General features: G+C 71.2%; 19 protein-coding genes and 1 pseudogene. 9 read left to right on the top strand and 11 right to left on the bottom strand.

Going from position 1 to position 19,848, the window contains the following annotated elements:
• Nucleotides 1-414, bottom strand: a pseudogene (locus ACJOT3_RS20240) (hypothetical protein); the annotation flags it as partial.
• Between the two features lie 597 nt (nt 415-1,011).
• Between ACJOT3_RS20240 and ACJOT3_RS20235 the strand changes: the two are divergent.
• On the top strand, nt 1,012-1,437 hold the full coding sequence (locus ACJOT3_RS20235) for an ATP-binding protein (protein ID WP_406974502.1): 426 nt from the start codon (nt 1,012-1,014) through the stop codon (nt 1,435-1,437).
• Nucleotides 1,438-1,444: 7 nt separating this feature from the next.
• On the opposite strand, the gene ACJOT3_RS20230 is transcribed toward ACJOT3_RS20235, so the two are convergent.
• From ACJOT3_RS20230 to cmtR, 3 genes are all read right to left on the bottom strand, one after another.
• Nucleotides 1,445-1,606 carry a hypothetical protein gene (locus ACJOT3_RS20230; protein ID WP_406974496.1) on the bottom strand — a complete coding sequence of 54 codons (162 nt, stop codon included), beginning with the start codon at nt 1,604-1,606 and terminating at the stop codon, nt 1,445-1,447.
• A 136-nt stretch (nt 1,607-1,742) separates the two neighbouring features.
• Nucleotides 1,743-4,949: an efflux RND transporter permease subunit gene (locus ACJOT3_RS20225; protein ID WP_406974495.1), complete on the bottom strand. Its 3,207-nt coding sequence runs from the start codon at nt 4,947-4,949 to the stop codon at nt 1,743-1,745.
• 670 nt (nt 4,950-5,619) lie between these two features.
• Nucleotides 5,620-5,976: a Cd(II)/Pb(II)-sensing metalloregulatory transcriptional regulator CmtR gene (gene cmtR, locus ACJOT3_RS20220; protein ID WP_406974493.1), complete on the bottom strand. Its 357-nt coding sequence runs from the start codon at nt 5,974-5,976 to the stop codon at nt 5,620-5,622.
• 129 nt (nt 5,977-6,105) lie between these two features.
• Here cmtR and ACJOT3_RS20215 point away from each other — a divergent pair, with 129 nt between their 5' ends.
• From ACJOT3_RS20215 to ACJOT3_RS20195, 5 genes are all read left to right on the top strand, one after another.
• Nucleotides 6,106-7,026 carry a cation diffusion facilitator family transporter gene (locus tag ACJOT3_RS20215; protein ID WP_406974491.1) on the top strand — a complete coding sequence of 307 codons (921 nt, stop codon included), beginning with the start codon at nt 6,106-6,108 and terminating at the stop codon, nt 7,024-7,026.
• A gap of 97 nt (nt 7,027-7,123) precedes the next feature.
• Nucleotides 7,124-8,533 (top strand): TrkH family potassium uptake protein, encoded by a 1,410-nt coding sequence (locus tag ACJOT3_RS20210; protein WP_406974490.1) that lies wholly within the window; start codon nt 7,124-7,126, stop codon nt 8,531-8,533.
• A 19-nt stretch (nt 8,534-8,552) separates the two neighbouring features.
• Entirely contained in the window at nt 8,553-9,224 is a 672-nt protein-coding gene (locus ACJOT3_RS20205; protein ID WP_406974488.1) for a potassium channel family protein, read from the top strand.
• A gap of 79 nt (nt 9,225-9,303) precedes the next feature.
• Entirely contained in the window at nt 9,304-10,308 is a 1,005-nt protein-coding gene (locus ACJOT3_RS20200) for a metal ABC transporter substrate-binding protein (protein ID WP_406974487.1), read from the top strand.
• A 304-nt stretch (nt 10,309-10,612) separates the two neighbouring features.
• A complete protein-coding gene (locus tag ACJOT3_RS20195) occupies nt 10,613-10,846 on the top strand; it encodes a DUF397 domain-containing protein (protein ID WP_306366843.1) in 234 nt (77 codons plus the stop codon).
• Between the two features lie 321 nt (nt 10,847-11,167).
• Here ACJOT3_RS20195 and ACJOT3_RS20190 read toward each other — a convergent pair whose 3' ends face one another.
• Nucleotides 11,168-12,040: a helix-turn-helix domain-containing protein gene (locus ACJOT3_RS20190; protein WP_406974485.1), complete on the bottom strand. Its 873-nt coding sequence runs from the start codon at nt 12,038-12,040 to the stop codon at nt 11,168-11,170.
• A gap of 221 nt (nt 12,041-12,261) precedes the next feature.
• A complete protein-coding gene (locus ACJOT3_RS20185; RefSeq protein ID WP_406974500.1) occupies nt 12,262-12,759 on the bottom strand; it encodes an ATP-binding protein in 498 nt (165 codons plus the stop codon).
• A 280-nt stretch (nt 12,760-13,039) separates the two neighbouring features.
• Here ACJOT3_RS20185 and fabG point away from each other — a divergent pair, with 280 nt between their 5' ends.
• The gene (gene fabG, locus ACJOT3_RS20180) at nt 13,040-13,798 is read left to right on the top strand and encodes a 3-oxoacyl-ACP reductase FabG (protein WP_406974483.1); all 759 of its coding nucleotides are present in this window, start codon (nt 13,040-13,042) and stop codon (nt 13,796-13,798) included.
• Here the strand turns inward: fabG and ACJOT3_RS20175 are convergent.
• From ACJOT3_RS20175 to ACJOT3_RS20160, 4 genes are all read right to left on the bottom strand, one after another.
• The gene (locus tag ACJOT3_RS20175) at nt 13,795-14,781 is read right to left on the bottom strand and encodes a serine hydrolase (RefSeq protein WP_406974481.1); all 987 of its coding nucleotides are present in this window, start codon (nt 14,779-14,781) and stop codon (nt 13,795-13,797) included. The genes fabG and ACJOT3_RS20175 overlap by 4 nt on opposite strands.
• A gap of 153 nt (nt 14,782-14,934) precedes the next feature.
• Nucleotides 14,935-15,549, bottom strand: a complete 615-nt coding sequence (locus tag ACJOT3_RS20170; RefSeq protein WP_406974479.1) for an energy-coupling factor transporter transmembrane component T family protein — start codon at nt 15,547-15,549, stop codon at nt 14,935-14,937.
• Nucleotides 15,546-16,241: an energy-coupling factor ABC transporter ATP-binding protein gene (locus tag ACJOT3_RS20165; protein ID WP_406974477.1), complete on the bottom strand. Its 696-nt coding sequence runs from the start codon at nt 16,239-16,241 to the stop codon at nt 15,546-15,548. The genes ACJOT3_RS20170 and ACJOT3_RS20165 overlap by 4 nt, the downstream gene beginning before the upstream one ends.
• On the bottom strand, nt 16,241-16,894 hold the full coding sequence (locus tag ACJOT3_RS20160) for a biotin transporter BioY (RefSeq protein WP_406974475.1): 654 nt from the start codon (nt 16,892-16,894) through the stop codon (nt 16,241-16,243). Before ACJOT3_RS20160 ends, ACJOT3_RS20165 begins: the two co-directional genes overlap by 1 nt.
• Nucleotides 16,895-17,096: 202 nt before the next feature.
• Between ACJOT3_RS20160 and ACJOT3_RS20155 the strand changes: the two genes are divergently transcribed.
• Nucleotides 17,097-17,792, top strand: a complete 696-nt coding sequence (locus tag ACJOT3_RS20155; protein ID WP_406974474.1) for a hypothetical protein — start codon at nt 17,097-17,099, stop codon at nt 17,790-17,792.
• A gap of 15 nt (nt 17,793-17,807) precedes the next feature.
• On the opposite strand, the gene ACJOT3_RS20150 is transcribed toward ACJOT3_RS20155, so the two are convergent.
• Nucleotides 17,808-19,037, bottom strand: coding sequence for a lactonase family protein (locus ACJOT3_RS20150; RefSeq protein ID WP_406974498.1), 1,230 nt, complete (start codon nt 19,035-19,037; stop codon nt 17,808-17,810).
• A 355-nt stretch (nt 19,038-19,392) separates the two neighbouring features.
• Between ACJOT3_RS20150 and ACJOT3_RS20145 the strand changes: the two genes are divergently transcribed.
• On the top strand, nt 19,393-19,848 hold a 456-nt coding region (locus tag ACJOT3_RS20145), incomplete at its 3' end, for a globin domain-containing protein (protein WP_406974472.1).

Below are 19,848 nucleotides of genomic sequence, written 5' to 3'. Positions count from 1 at the left end.
CCGAAGGCGTCCGTTGAGGGTGGTGGAGGGTGACGAGAGGGAGGGACCGCGCCGAAGGCGTCCGTTGAGGGTGGTGGAGGGTGACGAGAGGGAGGGACCGCGCCGAAGGCGTCCGTTGAGGGTGGTGGAGGGTGACGAGAGGGAGGGACCGCGCCGAAGGCGTCCGTTGAGGGTGGTGGAGGGTGACGGGTGGGCGAGGCCGGCGGCGATGAGGTCGGCGGCGGTGGCCCCCTCGTCGGCGTCGCGGACCGGTGCTCCGCTCATCCACCGGATGAGACCGCTGACCTGCTGCGACGTGAGGCGGACGGCGCGGGTCGGGTCGGCGCCGATGAGGAGGTGTCCTTCGTCGGCGAGGCGGACGGTGCGGTCGAGCCGAACGCCGAGGCCGGTCGGCAGGGGGGAGCGGGAGGCCATGTCCTTTACCTTGACGGGTCGTCCCCGAAGTGCGCAAGACCCCCGCTTGGGACGGGAACCCCGACTCCGTTACCGCATCGTTACGGATTCTCCCGAGTCCCACCAGTCACGAAACCCGGTCCTTGACCGGTGTCATACCCTGGCCGAACACCCTCTTTAACCAGGTCAAGAGGGGTCGTTCCGACCCGGCCAGGTCGGCCGGGTCCCCGTGAGAGCACGGAGCGTATGCTATGCGCGAATACGCCCTTCAGTGTCGTGGGGCACATCCGATACCAGACGCGACCATTCGTCCCGGACCGCCCCCGCACCCCATCCGCCGCCCTCTCGCCGCGCGCCCGGTCGCGCGGTATCGCACCCCTCCCTGTACCCGGGGGCCTCGACCTGTGTGTCCGCCCCGCGCCGTGACCCGATCCGGGCATGGACGCGACACCGAGGGACAGGCGCCGCTCCGCCCTGTCCGCCGAGAACACACCGGGGAGTGAACAGCACATGACCGCAGCAGCACCCCACGATCCCCTCGTCCGCCCCGGTGTGCGCGGTGCGCCCGCACCGGAGCGGACCGCGACCGTCGACCCCTCTCCCGCGCACGATCCGAACATGGAAGAGCACAGCAGACCCGTCCGACGCCGCTTCCCCGGCCTGCCGAGCCAGATCGCGTACGCGCGCAGATTCGTCGTCCGGCAGCTGGCCGACTGCCCCGATCCCACCACCGCCACGCTGTTGACCAGCGAACTGGCGACCAACGCGATCACGCACAGCGCCTCGGGGCGCGCTACCGGCAAGTTCGAGGTGAGCGTCCACCGCGCCCCGGGCTGGGCCCGGGTGGAGGTGCGCGACCTGGGCAACCTGAACGAGACGCCCCGCCCCCAGCACCGGGACCCCTATGACACGGCCGAGCACGGCCGGGGCCTGGATCTGGTCGAGGCGCTCGCCGACAAGTGGGGCAGTGAGCCCCGCGGTGACGGGATGGGCCGCCAGGTGTGGTTCGAGCTGGTGTGGGACGAGGCCGACGAGGGCGAGTGACCTTCGGTCACTCGCCCGTCGCGGTGTCCTCCTCGGCGGCCGCGGGCGCCTGCGGCAGGCGGTAGCGCTCGTAGAGCAGGCGGGCGTAGTCCTTCGCCTCCTGGGAGGGTTCGGCGCCCAGTTCCTCGCGGACGAGGTCGTCGAGTGATTTCTTCTGCGTTTCCGTCATGGGTCGCAGCCTGCCGTTCCTGCGCCGATCACACAAATCAACGCTCCGGTCACAGAACGGCACCGTCTCCCCGCGAAAAGCGCGGGGCGCCCCGTGCCGGGGCACGGGACGCCCTTTCACCTGCGGCTTCTCGGGGTCAGCCGACGGTCTCCTTCTCGCGGACCGCTTCCATCTTCGCGGCGCGCTTGGAACGGCGCAGCTCCTCGCGGGAGGCCCGGCGGGCCGCCCGGCGCTGCTTGCCCCACTCCACCAGCTGGTAGAGGACGGGGACCAGGATCAGCGTCAGCAGGGTCGAGGTCACCAGGCCGCCGATCACGACGATCGCCAGCGGGGCGGAGATGAAGGCGCCGCCGCCGGTGACGCCCAGCGCCATCGGGGTCAGGGCCGCGATGGTGGCCAGGGCCGTCATGAGGATCGGGCGCAGACGGTGCCGGGCACCCTCCACGATCGCCTCCGTGAGCGGCATCCCCTTGTTCTGGTTCTGGTTGATCAGGTCCATGAGGACGATGGCGTTGGTGATGACGACGCCGATGAGCATCAGCATGCCGACCAGGCCGGCGATGCCCAGCGCGGTGTCGGTGACCAGCAGCAGCGCCAGCGAGCCGGTGATCGCGAACGGGATCGAGATCAGCAGCATGAACGGCTGGAGCAGGCTCTTGAAGGTCGCGACCATGATGAGGTAGCAGATGACGACGGCGGCCAGCATGGCCAGGCCCATCTGCATGAAGCCCTCGCTCTGCTCCTGGCTGACGCCGCCCAGGGTGGCGGTGGCGCCCTGGGGCAGCTCCAGCGTGTCGAGCACCTGCGTGATCTCGGCGCTGACCGCGCCCAGGTCGGAGGCGGTGACACTGGCCTCGACGGTGGTGCTGGTGATGCCGTCGATGCGGGTGAGCTGCGGCGGCTGCTCCACCTCGACCACGTCGGCGACCTCGGACAGGTCGACCGGCCCGGCGGTCGGCGACATGATCACCAGGTCTTCGAGCTCCTCGACGGTGGTCGGGGCCTCGACAGCGCGGACCACGATGTCGCGGCGGCTGTCGTCCACGGTGACGGTGCCGGTGCGCTGCCCGTTGAAGGCGGCGCTCACCTGGCCGCCGACGGCGGCCTCGCTCAGGCCCAGTTCGGCGGCCTTCTCGCCGTCGACGCGGACCTCCATGGCGGGCTGGGTGGCGGCGATGCCGTTGACGACGTCGGCGGTGCCGTCGATCCCCTTCAGCTCGTCCTCGACCAGGTTCGCAGCCTCGGCCAGGACGTCCTGGTCGTCGGCGGTCACCTGAATCTCGATGCCCGAGCCGGCGCCCATCGCGCCCATGGCGCTCATCGTCGGCTCGTAGTCGGTGTCCAGGTCGGCCAGGGAGTCGCGCAGCACCTCGCGGTTGCGCTCCTGGTCGGTGTCGGGGTCCGCGGTGATCGTGTAGTCGATCTGCGAGGCCCCGCCGCCGCCGAACGGGCCGGCCATGGCGTTGCCGCCGACGTTGGTCTGGTAGGACTCCACCCAGGCGAACCCGGCGAGCATCGCCTCGACCTTGACGGCCTCGGCGTCGGCCTCCTCCAGGGAGGTGCCGGGGGGCAGTTCCTGGGCGAGGGCGTAGGTGTTCTCCTCCGACTGGCCCATCCAGTCGGTCTCCAGCTGCCCGGCCATGGCGACCGTGCCGCCGAAGATGAGCGCGGAGGCGGCCAGGGTGAGGATGGTGGCCTGCTTGCGCTTGGTGGTGATCCACCGGATGACCGGCAGGTAGGCGCGCTGGAGCGGGCTGCGCAGCTCGCGTTCGGTCTCCTCGCGCTCGATCTGCTCCTGGGTGGCGTCGCCGATGTCGCGCGGCTTGAGGAACCAGTAGCAGAGCACCGGGATGATCGTGATCGACACGATCAGCGAGGCGAGCAGGGCGAGGCTGGCGGTGACCGCGAACGGCATGAACAGCTCGCCGACCATGCCGCCGACGAAGGCCAGCGGCAGGAACACGGCGACGGTGGCGAGGGTGGAGGAGACCACCGCGCCCGCGACCTCGCGGACACCGGTCTTGACCGCCTCCATCTTCTCCTTGCCGTAGTCCAGGTGGCGGCGGATGTTCTCCAGGACCACGATGGAGTCGTCGACGACGCGGCCGATGGAGATCGTGATGGCGGCGAGGGTGAGCATGTTGAGCGTGAAGTCGAACGCCTGCATGCCCAGGAAGGCGATGAGCACCGACACCGGGATGGACACCGCGGTGACCAGGGTGGAGCGGATCGACAGCAGGAAGACGAGGATGACGATGACCGCGGCGATCAGGCCCATGCCGCCCTCTTCGAGCATCGCGAGGATGGACTCGTTGATGTAGGGGGCCTGGTCGAAGACCACGCTGATGTCGATGTCGTCGCCGAGGATGGCGGCCTGCTCGTCCAGGACGCGCTGGACGCCCTCGGAGACCTCGACGGTGTTGCCGTCGGGGGTCTTGAGGATCATGATGCCGACGCTCGGGTCGCCGTTGACGCGGGCCAGCGTGGTGGCGTCGTCGCGGACGAGTTCGACGTCGGCGACCTCGGAGAGGCGGACGGGTTCGGGCTGGGCGGCCGGGGGCGCGCCGGGCATGGCCGAGGTGTCCCCCGCCGCGGGGGCGGCCGGGCGGATCCAGATGTCCTCGACCTGTTCGACGGAGGTGAACTGGTCGCCGGTGGTGACGTTGAGGGTGCGGCCGTCGGCGTCGATGTCGCCGCCGGGGATGAGCTGGCCGCTGCCCTGGAGGGCGTCGGTGATGTCCTGCACGCCGATGCCCGCCTGTGCCATCTCCTCCAGGTCGGGGGTGATGACGAGGTCGGAGGCGATGGCGCCGGTGATCATGGCCGAGCGGACGCCCTCGATGGACTCCAGCTCGGGGATGAGGTGGGTCTCCAGGGGTTCGACCATGCCCTGGTCGTCGCCGTCCTTGGCGCCGGCGGCGAGCATGACGACGGGCATCATGTCGAGGCTGAAGGAGGTGACGCTGGTGCTGACGTCGTCGGGGAGCATGCCCGAGACCTGGTCGACGGCGATCTGGGTCTGGCGGACCAGGTCGGCCTGGTCGGCGCCGTAGTCGAACTCGACGGTGACCTGGGCGAGTCCGCTGCTGGAGGTCGAGGTGACGGTGGTGGCGCCCTCGACGCCCTGGACGGCCTGCTCCAGGGGCACGGTGACCTGGTTCTCCACGACCTGCGGGGAGGCGCCCTGGTAGGAGCCGGTGACCATGACCATCGGGAGGGACATCTGCGGGAAGAGCTCCCGCTTGGCGGACGCGGCGGCGAGCACGCCGAAGAAGAGCACGGCCAGGGTGATGAGCAGTACGAGCGCCCGGTTCTTGAGCGACATGACCGCGAGGCTGTTCATCCGGTCGCCCCTTCTGTGCGGGGGGAGCCCGCGGGCGGGGTCCTGTGGGCCGATCTGGACATGAGAGGTTCTCGCTCCTACTCGATGCGGACGTTGGACCGGGCGGCGCCGTGTGCGCCGGGTCGCCGCTCCGGGCGGCGGCCGGGTCCTCGAAGTCGTGGGTGGGGATGCCGTTTCCGAGGTGTCGTCCTCGTCCGGGCGGGGCCGCCCGCGGGACCGTCCCGTCCCGCGGGTGCTCCGTCGGGCACTGCATCCGCCGGGCGCATCCCCACGATACGTCGCGTTATATCGGGACTTCTCGTCCTCGGCCGGGGATCGGGGGGCTTTCAGGGACGCGTCAGTCTTCTGTCAGGGTCGGGCCCTGACCAAAGTTAGGGACATTCGACGCAAGTCGGAGATTCCTCGGCGGGACGTGGGGGTTCGTCACGTTCCACCGGCCACGGGTCCCTGTAACGGGCATCACAGTGGCGGGTTCCGGTCATCCGCAACAGGGCAGGCCGGAGGGGCGGGAAGGAGAGGGAGGGGGCAGAGGGGGGACCCGGGACGGGAGCGCGGGGTGGGGGCGAAGGGCGGGGCGGGGGCGAAGAGCGGGGGGTGAAGGGCGGGGGTCAGCCCGCGCGGTGCTCGGCCCCGACATGGGGATGCCGTCGAGGATCGACCGCGGCTCGGGTCAGCCCGCGCGGCGCTCGGCCCCGGCGTCCGGTCCGGCCCCGCCCTCGGGGGTCTCGTGCGGGCGCCCGGTGCCCCAGACCACGCGCAGCAGGTCCTCCAGGGCGTGGGCGAGGGAGGTGTCGACCAGTTCGTAGGCGACCCGGCGGCCGTGGGCGTGGGTGCGCACGAGTCCGCAGTCCCGCAGGCAGGCCAGGTGGTTGGAGACGTTCTGGCGGGTCAGGCCCAGGTGGTCGGCCAGGTCGGCGGGGTAGCCGGGGCCGTCGAGGAGGGCCAGCAGGAGGCGGCAGCGGGTCGGATCGGACAGGGCGCGGCCGAGCCGGTGGATGGCGGACAGGCGCTGCTCGGAGGTCAACATGAAAACCATTGTACATAGCTTGCTGTATAGACAGTCCTCGCTGTATAAACAGTGGTGACTGAACCGACGCGCGCCCGCACACGGGCACGCGGACAAGGCGTACGAGCACGCGTACGAGAAGGGGGACCCATGGGCGCCGGACACGGCCATGGACACGGGCACGGGCACACCGCGGGGGCCGCCCACCGGGGACGGCTCGCGCTCGTCCTCGCGCTCATGCTCGGCGTCGCCGTCGTCCAGGTCGCGGGCGCCGTGTTCAGCGGCAGCCTGGCCCTGCTCGCCGACGCCGGGCACACCGTCACCGACTCGTTCGGGGTGGCCCTGGCCCTGGTCGCCGTGTGGATCGCCGCCCGCCCCGCCCGGGGGCGCAGCACCTTCGGCCACCAGCGGGCCGAGATCCTCGCCGCCGCCGTCAACGCGCTGGTGCTGTTCGCCCTGTGCGGGTTCATCGTGGTGGAGGCCGTCGAGCGGCTGCGCTCCCCCGCCGAGGTGTCCGGCCCGGGCATGGTCCTGGTCGCCGCCATCGGCCTGGTCGCCAACATCGCGGGCGCGCTGATCCTGCGCTCGGGCGCCCGGGAGAGCCTCAACGTCAAGGGCGCCTACCTGGAGGTCGTCAGCGACGCGCTGGCCTCGGTCGGTGTCATCGTCGGCGGCCTCATCGTCTGGCTCACCGGCTGGAACCAGGCCGACACCGTCGTGTCCCTGGTGATCGCCGCGATCATCGTGCCCCGCGCCTGGTCGCTGCTGCGCGAGGCGGTGCACATCCTGCTGGAGTCCGCGCCGCGCGGCATGGACCTGAACGAGGTGCGCCGGCACCTGCTCGACCACCCGGCCGTGGTCGACGTCCACGACCTGCACGTCTGGACCATCACCTCCGGGGTGCCGGTGATGTCGGCGCACGTGGTCGTCCCCGAGGAGCGGCTGCTCGACTGCGGGCGCACCCTGGACGAGCTGCACGCCTGCCTGGCCGGGCACTTCGACGTCGAGCACTCCACCCTCCAGCTGGAGCCGCCCGGGCACGCCGACCACGAGGGCGCCCGGCACGCCTGACCGGCGGGGCCACGGCCGCTATCGGACGGTCGCCGTGCCCGGTGGGCGCGGGTTTGGCAGAATCGTTCGCGGTCGAACGAACGAGGAGCCGAGCCGTGTGCACACCCGCCCCCACCCCAGGGTCGTTCGCGTCGCCCGCGCCCGCCGCAGGGCCGGCGCACCGGTGACCGGGCGCAACCCGCACCCCTGGGGCAAGCCGGCCCGGCTCTTCCTCCTCGCCTTCCTGCTGGTCGACCTGGTCGGCACCGGTCTGCTCATGACCCCGGTGACCACCACCGACCTGCACGGCCTGGACTTCACCGAGGCGCTGTTCACCGCCACCTCCGCGCTGGCGGTGTGCGGGCTGGCGGTGCTGCCGCTGGGCGAGGACCTCAACCTCGTCGGCCAGCTGATCGTGCTGGCGCTGATGCAGGTCGGCGGCATCGGCATCATGACGCTGGCGTCGCTGCTGGGTGTGGCGGTCATCCACAGGTTCGGTCTGCGGATGCAGCTGGCCGCCCGGGCCGAGCTGCCCACCCTGGCGCTGGGCGACATGCGGGGTGTGGTCAGCCGGGTGGCGCGGATCTTCCTGCTCGTCGAGGGCGCGGTGTTCCTGTGCATCACGCCCCGGCTGTGGCTGGGCTACGACATGTCGTTGGGCGAGGCCGCCTACTCGGGGCTGTTCCACTCGGTGTCGGCGTTCACGAACTCGGGGCTGGCGCTGTACTCCGACAGCCTCATGCGGTTCTCCGGGGATCCGCTGGTGCTGGTGCCGATCGCGTGCGCGATCGTGCTGGGCGGGGTGGGCTTCCCGGTGCTGGTGGAGGTGCGGCGCCGGTTCCGCACCCCCCGGCGCTGGTCGCTGCACACCAAGCTCACCCTGGTCACCACGGTGGTGCTGTACGTGGGCGGGATCGCGCTGATCACCCTGATGGAGTGGGGCAACCCGGCGACGCTGGGGGCGCTGCCCTGGTACGAGCGGTTCGCCGACGGGATCTTCCACGGGGTGGTGCCGCGCAGCGGCGGGTTCAACTCGCTGCCCACCGGGGAGATGCACGACTCGACGCTGCTGGTGACGATCATGCTGATGTTCGTCGGCGGGGGCAGCGGCGGCACCGCCGGGGGGATCAAGGTGGGCACCCTGGCGGTGATCTTCCTGGTGATTCTGGCGGAGGTGCGCGCGCACAGCCGGGTGCACGTGTTCGACCGGCAGCTGCCGGTCGAGGTCATCCGGCAGTCGCTCAGCCTCATCTTCCTGACCGCCACGGTGATCGCCGTGTCCACGGTGGTCCTGCTCCAGGGCACCGACTTCCGGCTGCTGCCGGTGCTGTTCGAGGTGGTGTCGGCGGTCGGTGTGGTGGGGCTGTCCATGGGCATCACCCCGCAGCTGCCCGACTGGGCGCTGATCATGCTGACCGTGCTGATGGTGGCCGGGCGGATCGGCCCCATCACGTTCGTGACGGCGCTGGCCTTCCGGGACCACCACCGCCGCTACTCGTTCGCCGAGGCCCGGCCGATCATCGGCTGAGCAGAGGAGGGGATCCCCCGTGCCGCAGAACAGACGTCCCGTCGACAAGCGCGTCCTGGTCATCGGACTGGGCCGGTTCGGCAGTTCGCTGGCCCTGGAGCTGGTCAGCCGGGGCTGGGAGGTGCTGGGCGTGGACTCCAGTCCGCGCATCGTGCAGACCTTCGCCGACGCCCTGACGCACACGGTCATCGCGGACACCACCGACGAGGAGGCGCTGCGCCAGATCGGCGCCCCCGAGTTCGACCGGGCGGTGGTGGCGATCGGCTCCCATCTGGAGGAGAGCATCCTCACCACGTCCCTGCTGGTGGACATGGGGGTGTCGACGATCTGGGCGAAGGCGACCAGCCGCCGGCACGGGCGGATCCTGGAGCAGGTGGGCGCCCACCACGTGGTCCTGCCCGAGCACGACATGGGTGAGCGGGTGGCGCACCTGCTGTCGGGGAGGATGCTGGACTACGTGGAGCTGGAGGAGGGGTTCTCGCTGGGCAAGACCAAGGCGGCCAAGGAGCTGATCGGCAAACCGCTGCGGGAGACGAGGGTGCGGCAGAAGTACGGGATCACGGTGGTGTCGGTGAAGCGGATCAACTCGCCGTTCACCTACGCCACGGAGGAGACCGTGTTGCAGAAGGGCGACGTGATCGTGGTGGCGGGGCGGACCGACGACGTGGAGCGGTTCTCCGAGGTCACCTGAGCGGCGGGGGCGGGATCGCCGCGTTCCGGGGCACAACGGCCAAATTGACAACCGTTTTCATTTTCTCGATGATGGTCCCATGCGTACGATCCTGCGAACCGCCGCGCTGTCCGCGGTGGCACTGATGACGGCCACCGCCTGCGGCGGCCAGGCCTCCCCCGCCGGTGGGCAGGGCCCCGACCCCGCCGACGCCGAGCTCACCGTGGTCACCGGCGTCTACCCCCTGGAATGGCTGGCCCACGAGGTCGGCGGGGACCGCGTGGCGGTGCTCCAGCTGACCGAGCCCGGCATGGAACCCCACGACCTGGAGCTGACCGGCCGCCAGATCGGGCAGCTCACCGAGGCCGACCTCGCGTTCTACGTGGCCGGGTTGCAGCCCGCGGTCGACGAGGCCGTCGAACAGGAGGCCGCCGACCGCGCCCTGGACGTGGCCGACGTCGTCGAGCTGCACCCGGTCGGGGACGAGGGCGGGCACGAGCATGAGGAGAGCGACGCCCACGGCCACGAGGACGAGGACGCGCACGCCGAGGAGGAGGCCGAGGGCGACGGCCACGACCACGGCGACCTCGACCCGCACTTCTGGCTGGACGTGGACCTGATGTCCCAGGTCGCCGGGGCCCTGGGCGAGCGGCTGGGCGAGCTGGACCCCGAGGGCGCCGAGGGGTACACCGCCAACGCCGAGGCCGTGTCCGCCGAACTGGCGGCGATCGGCCAGGAGTACGAGGACGGCCTGGCCTCCTGCGAGCACGACGAGGTCGTGGTGGGGCACACCGCGTTCTCGTACCTGACCGAGCAGTACGGCCTGGAGCAGGTCGGCATCTCCGGGGTCGACCCCGACAGCGAGCCCTCGCCCAGCCAGATCGCGGAGATCGCCGACTTCGTCCGCGAGCACGGGGTCACCACGATCTTCACCGAGCCCCTCATGCCCGAGGAGACCGCGCAGACCATCGCCGGGGAGACCGGCGCGGCGGTCGAGGTGCTCGACCCGCTGGAGGGGGTCACCGACGCCTCCCCCGGCGACGACTACCCGTCGATCATGCGCGGGAACCTGGAGGCGCTGCGGACCGCCCTGGTCTGCGCCTGAGCCCAGCGCCGCCCGCACGGCCCCGCCGGACGCCCCCGAGGCGACCGGCGGGGCCGTTGTCATGGGCGGCTGGAGGACCCCGGGGTTGCCGACGGGGTGCCGCGGGCGGGTTCGCGTGGTTCGTCATGGAAAGTCCGCCCTGGTGGAGGGCCGTTCTCTATCACGTGGGACTGATGATGGCGAACTCACGGACAAGTGGCGATGGTCACGCTATGCTTGTGAACGTGCCAATGCTTCTGCACGTGCATCTGGCAGTGCAGGCGCACGGCACATCCCCTCGTTGGACTCCGAAGGAGAACTCGGCATGACCCCGTACAACGGCATCAACGCGACCGACCTGACCGAGGCCGCCTGGCAGAAGGCCAAGCGCAGCAACTCCCAGGGCGCCTGTGTGGAGATGGCCCGCCTGACCGACGGCTCCATCGCCGTCCGCAACTCCCGTTTCCCGTCCGGCCCCGCCCTGGTCTACACCCAGGAGGAGATCGACTGCCTCATCCTGGGCGCCAAGGACGGGGACTTCGACAACCTGTTGAGCTGAGACCGCACCGGCTTTCCCTCCGGGACGTGTGCGGGGGGTCGCACCCCAGGGGTGGGACCCCCCGCACACGCGCGGGCGAGGGCGCCCGGCGGAGGTCCGGAGGCTCCGGCCAAGACGTCTTCGAGGAGAGGCCTGTGGCCGCAGGCGTCCGTTGGGGACCTGCTGATCCCCGACGGGCGGGCGAGGACGTCGACGCGGGGCCGACCAGGGAGAAGGCACCGCATTCCGTGTGACCGCACCGCGGAAGAGACCGCGCGGAACGGCGAAGGACCCCGTCGGGGGACGGGGTCCTTCGGTCGTACAGGGGGTGTCGGCCCGGGGTCAGGCCCGCTCCGTGTCGTCGGGGCCGTCCTCGGTGGCGGAGAAGTCCTTGAGGATGGAGCGGAGCATCTCCAGGCTCTCGTCGGGGGTGGCGGCCGATACGCTCAGCCGGGTCATCGCCTTGGTGTAGGCCTCCACCACGGCCGGCTTGTCGTTGAGCTCCCCGTCGTGCAGCTGCTCCAGGTACACCATGTCGGCGAGCTCGTAGTCGGAGTAGCGCAGCAGGGTGAACGAGCCCGCCTCGGCGGCGTGCGCGCCCACGGCGAAGGGGATGATCTGGATGGTGATGTTGTCCTTCTCCGTGCTGAGCCGGATCAGGTGGTCGATCTGTCGGCGCATCACACCCAGGCCCCGGGTGCCCACGCCGATGGGGCGGCGGACCGCGGCCTCGTCCAGGACCACCCACATGCGCATGTTCTCGTCGGTCTCGACGCGCTTCTGTCTCTTGAGCCGCGCCGACAGCCGCTGTTCGGAGACCGTGTCGGGGGCGTCGACGCCGCCGAAGATGATCTCGCGGGCGTACTCCTCGGTCTGCAGCAGGCCCGGGATGAACTGCGACTCGTAGATGCGGATCTGGTCGGCCGCCTCCTCGAACCCGATGTACTGGGTCAGCCACTTGTGGAGGGAGTCGCCGTAGTCCTTCCACCATCCGGGCTTGTTGGATTCCTTGGCGACTTCGAGCATTTCCTTGATCGTGCGGCGGTCGGTGCCGTACAACTTCAGGAGGTCCTCGATATCGCGCAACTTGAAACCGACCCGGCCGAGTTCCATACGGCTGATCTTCGACGCCGAAGCGCGAATCCGCGCGCCGGCGTCCTCCCGGCTGATACCACGGCGTTCGCGTCGGCTGCGCAGTTCCTGGCCGAGCAGCATGCGACGCACGGTCGGGCCACTGCCCTTGCGCAATCGAGCGATATCCACGTTCGCCGCCTCCCTGTCATTCCCGCACCGGATGTCCGCTGCGCGGGACACCCTTGTACACGATATAGCCGATGTGGTCGCGGTACCGGGGTCGGCCGCCTCCGGTCCCCGCCACTCCGCGGATCGGGGCCCGCGAGGGCGCTTGCGAAGGACGCCGGCCCGGTGCCGGCGGTTCACACGAATTGCGCCCAGACGAACTTTCCCCCGGGGGGAGTGGGAATCACACCCCACTCTCGCGCGAAGGCGCTCACCAAGGCAAGTCCCCGACCACCCTCCATGGTGGGGTCGGCCCTCCTTCTGCGCGGCAGCCGATCTCCGCCGTCGCGAACCGCGCAGATGAATTCATGTCCGCTTCTCATGAGGGAGAGTTGAATACTCCCTCCGCCCGGACCGGTCGAGACCAGCGGCCCGCCGTGGCGGACGGCATTGGTGACCAATTCGGAAACGACCACGGAGACATCGGGGGACAAGTGGTCCATCCCCCATTCCCGCAGCAGGGCGTCGGAAATCTCGCGTGCGGCCGACACGGAGTGGGGGCGCGGCGCGAAGGTCCACGTGACGGCGTCGTGCCGGTCACCGCACACGGGTGTGTTCCAGCGTCGGGAGCCGTGGGTGAGGACCCTGAGCCACCATCCTCCGGCGGGCTCCATGACCGTCTCCGCACACTCCATGCCTTCCCACTCCTTCCCGAACAGGTCGGGCGCGTGCTGCTGCACGGGTCGAATGCACGTGCATCCTGGCCTTGCAGCCATCGTAGGCCAACCGGGGGCGGTGTGCAGGAAAACCGGGGGACCCGATGGGGCACTTCTTTGTGCGAAGCGGCGGACACCCAGGTCGGGCCGCGCGGACCCGGTCGGGAGGGAATCGGATGACACCCCCGCCCGCTTACCGACCGGTAGGAATGTCGATAGGATTCCTCCGCGCCCACCACGTGAATTCTGGAGGTAACCCATGTCCGCAACGCCTCGTGTGGCCATTGTGACCGGAGCGGCCCGTGGTATCGGCGCCGCCACCGCCGAGCGCCTGGCGGCCGACGGCCGGGCGGTCGCCGTCCTGGACCTGAAGGAGTCCGACGCCCAGGAGGTCGTCGACCGCATCACCGCCGCCGGGGGCACCGCCCTGGCCGTGGGCTGCGACGTCGCCGACGAGGAGCAGGTCACCGCGGCCGTCGACACCGTCGCCGAGTGCCTGGGCGCGCCGTCGATCCTGGTGAACAACGCCGGTGTGCTGCGCGACAACCTGCTGTTCAAGATGTCCGCCGCGGACTGGGACACCGTCATGAACGTGCACCTGCGCGGCTCCTTCCTGATGAGCCGCGCCGCCCAGGCGCACATGACCGCGCAGAACTGGGGCCGGATCGTCAACCTGTCCAGCTCCTCGGCGCTGGGCAACCGCGGCCAGGCCAACTACGCCGCCGCCAAGGCCGGGCTCCAGGGGTTCACCAAGACGCTGGCGATCGAGCTGGGCAAGTTCGGCGTCACCGTCAACGCGGTGGCCCCGGGGTTCGTGGAGACCGCGATGACGCGCGCCACCGCCGAGCGCATCGGGATCTCCTACGACGACATGAAGAAGTTCAAGGAGGCCGAGATCCCGGTGCGCCGGGTGGGGCTGCCCGAGGACATCGCCAACGCGGTGGCCTTCTTCACGGGTGAGGACTCCGGGTTCGTGTCGGGCCAGGTCCTGTACGTGGCCGGCGGTCCCCTGGACTAGCGGCTGAGGTGGCCCGCCGGGCGGTCGCCCGGCGGGTCCTCCAGGGTCGCGGTGACCTCGGCGGCCAGCGCCTCGACCAGGGCCACGCCCGTGTCGTAGCCGCTGTTGCCGTCGGACATGACCGCGATGAGGTACTGGCGTTCGGGTCCGGCCACGTAGCCGACGCTGTTGACCACCCAGAGGCCGTGGTCGAAGTCGCGGGGGGTCCACCCGTTTTTCAGGCCCACCACGTCCTGTGCCCCGGCCGCCGCGGACACCCCCCAGGCCTGTTCGGGGGCGACCGATTCCATCAGTCCGCGGATGCGGGCGCGCTCGTCGGCGGTGAGCGGGCCCTCCTCGGTGTACAGGGCGCGCAGCAGCCGGACCTGGTCGGCGGGTGTGGTCAGGGTGCCGCCCCACACGCCGTTGGGGTGGGGTTCGGTCCCGGTGAACCCGAACCGCTCGGCGCCCGCGGCGAAGCCCGGGTTGTAGCCGATGCGCGCGTAGAGGCCGTTGGCGACGTCGTTGTCGCTGTAGCGGATCATGGCCTCGACCTGGGACTGCTCGGCGGCGGTGAGGTCGCGCCCCTCGTCCCGGGCGTGCAGCACCAGCATGGCGGTGATCATCAGCTTGGCCACGCTCGCGGTGGCGAATCCCTCCTGGGCGCCGTGGCTGAACGTCGCGCCGGTGCGCAGGTCCTGGACGGCGATCCCGGCGCGGGCGCCGCTGTGGTCGATGATCTCCGCGACCCGGTCGGCCAGGTCGTCGTGCTGGCTCTGGGTGAGCACGGCTCCTCCGGTGGCGGGTGCGGTGACGGGTGCGAAGGGGATGAGCGGCAGCGTGCCGGGGGACAGCATGGCGCGCACGATCGCCGGGTCCGCCTCGGGCAGGGCGCCGGAGGGGACGGACGGGGACACGGCCAGCAGGACGGCCAGGGCCGTCACCAGGAGGGCGCTCAGGGCACGGGGGACTGGGGGGATGTCGGCGGGGAAGCGCCGGGCCACACGATCACCGGTTCATCGAACGTTGCTCAGTGACTTGGTGCGTCCATTATCCCGCCCGAATCCCTGTTATCCGGGGGCCGATATGGAATCGGTACGGACGTAACACGGCTGTGAGACGGCGTTTTCTCGGTGGGCCTGTCGGGGCCCGCGGGGTCAGGCGCGGTCGTCCTCGTCGATGCCGCGGGCCACCAGGGCCTCCCCCGTGGCCTCGGCCATCCGGAACAGCTGGACGATGAGCGGGGTCACCAGCAGGTGCGGGCGCCCCGACAGGCCCCGGGCCCGGTAGCCCTCCACGGCGGCGCGCCAGGCGGCGGCGACCATGGGGATGGAGCGGATGGTCAGGGCCAGGACCAGGGCGACGCGTTCGGGGGACGCCCCGAACCGGGCCAGCGGCCGGGCCAGGCGCTCGAACAGGTCGAGCATCTCCCGGACGCGGGTGGTGAGGGTGACGGCGTTGGCCAGGACCACCAGCCCCAGCAGCTGGGAGCAGAGCCGGACGGCGGTCAGGGGGTCGCCGAAGACCGTCTGGAACACGCCGATCGCGAGCAGGAACGGCCACAGCCCGCGCAGCACCCCCAGGACGCGGGTGAGGGGCAGGCCCACCAGGGGGTAGAGGAGGACGGCGCCGACGAGGAGGCCCACCGACACCCAGGGGTGGGCCAGGGCGATGACGGCGACGCAGACCAGGAGCAGGGCTGCGAGTTTGGTGCCCGCGCTCAGCCGGTAGAGCAGGCCCTCGCCGGGGATGTAGAGGCCGAGGGTGTTCACCGGTCGTCCATGAGCCGGTCGTCCATGAGCTCGGTGTAGTGGTCGACGGCGTCGGTGGGGAGCCCGTCGTGGACGATCCGGCCGTCGTCGACCACCAGGACCCGGTCGAAGGCGGCGAGCAGGTCGAGGTCGTGGGTGAACAGGACGACCTGCTGTTCCAGGGTGTCCAGGACCCGGTGGACCATGCGGGTGTTGCGCAGGTCGAGCAGGGTGGTGGGCTCGTCGCAGACGAGGATGTCGGGTTCGGTGGCCAGGACCGAGGCCAGGGCCAGGAGTTGTTTCTGGCCCCCGGAGAGCAGGTGGCCGGGGTGGTCGCGGTGGCCGGCCAGGCCGTAGCGTTCCAGCAGGGCGTCGACCCGCCGGGCCGTCTCCTCGCGTCCGACCTTGCGCGAGCGCAGTCCGATCTCCACGTCCTCGGCGACCGTGGGCATGATGATCTGGTTGGCGGCGTCGGAGAAGACGAACCCGACCCGGCGGCGGATGTGCTTGGCGTGGCGCCGGGTGTCCCACTCCCCCAGCGTCACACGGCCGGCGTCGGGGACGACGAGGCCGTTGAGGGTGCGGGCGAGTGTGGACTTGCCCGATCCGTTCGCCCCGATCACGCCGATGCGGTGTTCGGCGAGGTCCAGGGTGATGTCGCGCAGCACGGGCCGCGCTTCGTAGGAGTGGGAGACACCCTCCAGGCGGAGCATCAGGCGTCCTCGCCCTTGGCCGCGTCGGCCCCCTCGGCCGCGGTGTCCTCCTCGATCACCGGGCGCCCGGCGGGCGGGATCGGGTAGGCGCGGTAGACGGCGGAGGCGATGAGGGCGGCGATGACGGCCTTGGCGGCGTCACCGGGCATGTAGGCGACCATGGCGGTCAGTGCGGCCAGGTGGTCGTTGCCCATGGCGGCGCCCAGCCAGGGGACGCCGATGGCGTAGACGACGAGGAGGCCGCCGAGGATGTTGACGGCCAGGCCGGCCCAGAGGCGGTAGCGGCCGTTGCGGACCATGAGGTCGGTGAGGTAGCCGATGACCAGGGCGGCGGGGATCCAGCTGATGATGAACCCGGCGGAGGGTCCGGCGAGCACGCCCAGGCCGCCGGCGCCGCCCGCGAACAGCGGCAGTCCGGCCAGGCCCAGGGCGAGGAAGACGGCGACGGCGAAGGTGCCGCGCTTCCAGCCCAGGAGGGCGGGGACGAGCATGATGCCCAGGGTCTGGAGGGTGATCGGCACCGGGGAGAAGGAGAGGTTGATGGCTCCGGCGATGCTGAGCACGGCGATGAACGCGGCGAACACGGCGATGAGCGCGAGGTCGCGCGCGGTCAGTCCCGTGTAGCGGACGCCGGCGGTCCGGGTGGTGGGCATGGGCTTCCCCTCGGGAGGCTGAACTGGAGTGGAACAGCACCCATTGTCCGTTATCGGGGGATGGCGGGGGGATGGCGGGGGTGTACAGAACCGGCCCGGTGGGAATTGTCGACCTCCGCCTGAGACGCACCTCACACCAGGGGTGGTGCCGGTGGGGCGGGCGCGGGCGCAACCGGGTGACGGTGCGCGCACCTTCCTGTGGGTGTACCGGATCACGGTCGACTCGGTGCACGAGCGGGGCCTGTCGGCGCGGGCGCTCCTGGCCGCCGCCGACGAGCGGTCGGTGCTGCGCTATGCCACCCGCAGGCTGGTCGACGGCCCGGGGCAGGGGCGCCGCCGGGAGACGGTCGGGACGCTGCTGGTCCATGTGGACCGGGGCGAGCGGGCTCCGATCGCCCAGCTCTCCTGGCGCCGCGCGGACGGCTCCGAGGCCTCGGTGTCGTTCCAGTCGGCGCTGGAGGAGTTCCACGGCTTCCACCGGGCCGCGGACGGCCGCACGGTCGAGTACCGCGGCCGCCTGGAGGACCGCCGGGCCTACCCGGAGGGGACGGAGGAGGTGACCGTGCACCGTTTCCGGGCCGATGAGGGCTGGGGCGGCGGCTGGCACGCCTCCGGGGAGCTGCGGCTGCTGGTGGACGACGGCGGCGCCCCGCTGGAGCGGGTGACCTGGCGCGACCAGCGGGGAAACTCCGGATCCGTGGCGTTCGAGGAGAAGGCCGCCGGGTTCCTCGGCTACTACCAGCGGGTCGGCGAGGGTCCTATCGGCTACCGGGGCACCTCGGTCGGCGAGGGGCGGACGGCTTTCTCGGAAGAGGCGGAGGACGCCGCCGACAGTGCGGCGATCGACGCCCGCGCCCTGGAGGAGACGGTCCCTTTCCGGGTCGAGGACTACGGGTGAGGCCGGGCTCCGGTGTCAGGGGCGGTCGCAGGTGCGGCGGATGCGGTTGATGGGGACGGGCAGGACGCAGACCGGGACGGGGATGGCCAGGCGGTGGCCGGTGTCGGCGGGGACGCCGGTGTCGGGGTCGATGCGCAGGGAGCGGAGTTCGTCGCCGTTCTGGGCGGCGACGACCAGGTGGTCGGGTTCGTCGCGGTGGCCGCGGATGACGGCGAAGTGGCGGGGCCAGTCGCCGACCGGGGTGTCGGCGAGGTGTTCCAGGCGGGCGCCCTCGTCGCGGACGGCGAAGGTGGAGATGACGTTCGCGCCGCGGTTGGAGACGTACACGCGGCCCTCGTAGGTGGTGGTCATGGGCAGGGCGTCGCCGTCGGCGATGTCGCGGCCGTCGACCTTGAGGCGGTGCAGGGCGATCTCGGCCGGGAAGTTGGCGTCGTGCAGGCCGCCCAGGGAGGGGACCGAGCCCAGGTGTTCGCCGGTGCCGCGGCGCGGGTTCCAGCGGACGACGTGTACGCGGGAGTCGAGTTCCCCGGCGATGTAGACGTGGTCGCCGTTGACGGCCAGGTGGCGGGGGCCGGTGCCGGAGGGCAGCTTGACGGTGCCGAACAGGCCCTCTTCGGGGTGGGCGGGCTCCTCGTCCTGGACCGGGACGGCGTACTGGTAGACGCGCAGTTCGTCGGTGCCCAGGTCGGCGGCGAGGAGGTAGCGCAGGCGGCGCTCGTGGGAGTTGAGGACCACGGCGGTGCTGTGCGCGTGCGGGCCCTCCTGGCGGTCGGTGACGGGGCCGCGGCCGCGGTGGCCGAGTTCGCGGTCGGAGGGGGCGGGGCGGCCCTCGGCGTCGGTGGGCACGAAGGTGACCACGCCGTCGGCGTAGTTGGTGACGGCGACCTGGGCGGGGCCGAGGTAGCGGACGTGGCAGGGGGAACCGCCGCCGGTGGGCACCTCGCCGAGTTCGGTGAGGTCGGCGTCGCCGTCGACGCGGAAGGCCGTCAGGGTGCCCTTGGCCCGCTCGTTGACGGCGTAGACGGTGGGCGGTTCGGGCCGGTAGGCCAGGAAGGAGGGGCCGGGGGTGGCGGCCGCGACGCCCTGGTCGAAGAGCTCGCCGGTGCGCGGGTCGAAGCCGATCCGGTGGATGCCCCGGCCCGCGCCGGGCGGGTCGGAGTCGGGGGTGTAGGTGCCCACGAGCAGGAGTCGTCGTCCGCTTGCCCAGTCGCCCACCGGGGTCCTCGTTTCCTCGCGCGCCTGCATCGGTGTGGTCTGCACCACCCGCCGCATGCTACCGCCCCGCGGCCTGGGCGGGAGAACCGGACCGGTGATCGGACGAGGGGTTCCTCCCCGTAGCAGATCTGTTACAGTCCTCCCCAAAAGGCCACAAAAGCAACAAGGAACACCGACGTCCCACGTGCGCGTTCGTTTCCCTCGTGCCCCAGGTGGAACACCCTGGGCCCGCGGACGGACACGTGGCTCCGGGCCCGCGCGAGACAGCGCCGCACCCGCCGGGAGACGCCGGTGCAGGCCCCTCCGACCCCGGTGACCGTGGGCGCGCACCGCCTCGTGCGCTCACCCATCGTGGTTCCCCGCTCACCTGAACCTTGGACCGTCCTTGACCCTTCGCCGTGTATCCGAAGTGCCGCTCCCCGATCGGGAGATCATCGAGCTCGTCCGCCTCTCGTGTGTGGATGTCCCCGAGGGCTCGGCCCGCCTGGCCCGGAGCTTCTACGACAACCTCTTCGAGATGGTGCCCTCCGTGCGGGGCATGTTCGCCGCCGACATCAAACCCCAGCAGCAGCGGATGGCTGACGCCCTGCTGTCCGTGGTCCGCCACCTGGACGACCCCGACGAGGTCGCCCACCACCTGCGGAGCCTGGGCCGTCAGCACCACCGGGAGCTGGGCGTGCGGCCCGAGCACTACCCGTACGTGGGCCGGGCCCTGGTCCGCGCCGTCAGCGAGGTCTCGCCGACGTGGACCTCGTCCATGAGCTCGGCCTGGGTGCTGGTCTACCAGTGGGTCACCGCCCAGATGCTCGCCGGGGCGGAGGCCCACCCGTCGCCCACCACC

It is taken from the genome of Nocardiopsis protaetiae (assembly GCF_045446735.1).
Classification (GTDB): domain Bacteria; phylum Actinomycetota; class Actinomycetes; order Streptosporangiales; family Streptosporangiaceae; genus Nocardiopsis; species Nocardiopsis protaetiae.
Note: the sequence above shows the minus strand (reverse complement) of the source record. Positions and strands in the feature narration are given on the sequence as shown.

Coding starts and splice junctions, on each gene's coding strand:
- ACJOT3_RS20225 (WP_406974495.1), bottom strand. CDS start 4,949: ATGAACAGCCTCGCGGTCATGTCGCTCAAGAACCGGGCGCTCGTACTG.
- ACJOT3_RS20215 (WP_406974491.1), top strand. CDS start 6,106: ATGGGCGCCGGACACGGCCATGGACACGGGCACGGGCACACCGCGGGG.
- ACJOT3_RS20160 (WP_406974475.1), bottom strand. CDS start 16,894: ATGCCCACCACCCGGACCGCCGGCGTCCGCTACACGGGACTGACCGCG.
- fabG (WP_406974483.1), top strand. CDS start 13,040: ATGTCCGCAACGCCTCGTGTGGCCATTGTGACCGGAGCGGCCCGTGGT.
- ACJOT3_RS20185 (WP_406974500.1), bottom strand. CDS start 12,759: ATGGAGTGTGCGGAGACGGTCATGGAGCCCGCCGGAGGATGGTGGCTC.
- ACJOT3_RS20200 (WP_406974487.1), top strand. CDS start 9,304: ATGCGTACGATCCTGCGAACCGCCGCGCTGTCCGCGGTGGCACTGATG.
- cmtR (WP_406974493.1), bottom strand. CDS start 5,976: ATGTTGACCTCCGAGCAGCGCCTGTCCGCCATCCACCGGCTCGGCCGC.
- ACJOT3_RS20235 (WP_406974502.1), top strand. CDS start 1,012: ATGGAAGAGCACAGCAGACCCGTCCGACGCCGCTTCCCCGGCCTGCCG.
- ACJOT3_RS20150 (WP_406974498.1), bottom strand. CDS start 19,037: ATGCAGGCGCGCGAGGAAACGAGGACCCCGGTGGGCGACTGGGCAAGC.
- ACJOT3_RS20195 (WP_306366843.1), top strand. CDS start 10,613: ATGACCCCGTACAACGGCATCAACGCGACCGACCTGACCGAGGCCGCC.
- ACJOT3_RS20165 (WP_406974477.1), bottom strand. CDS start 16,241: ATGCTCCGCCTGGAGGGTGTCTCCCACTCCTACGAAGCGCGGCCCGTG.
- ACJOT3_RS20190 (WP_406974485.1), bottom strand. CDS start 12,040: ATGCTGCTCGGCCAGGAACTGCGCAGCCGACGCGAACGCCGTGGTATC.
- ACJOT3_RS20230 (WP_406974496.1), bottom strand. CDS start 1,606: ATGACGGAAACGCAGAAGAAATCACTCGACGACCTCGTCCGCGAGGAA.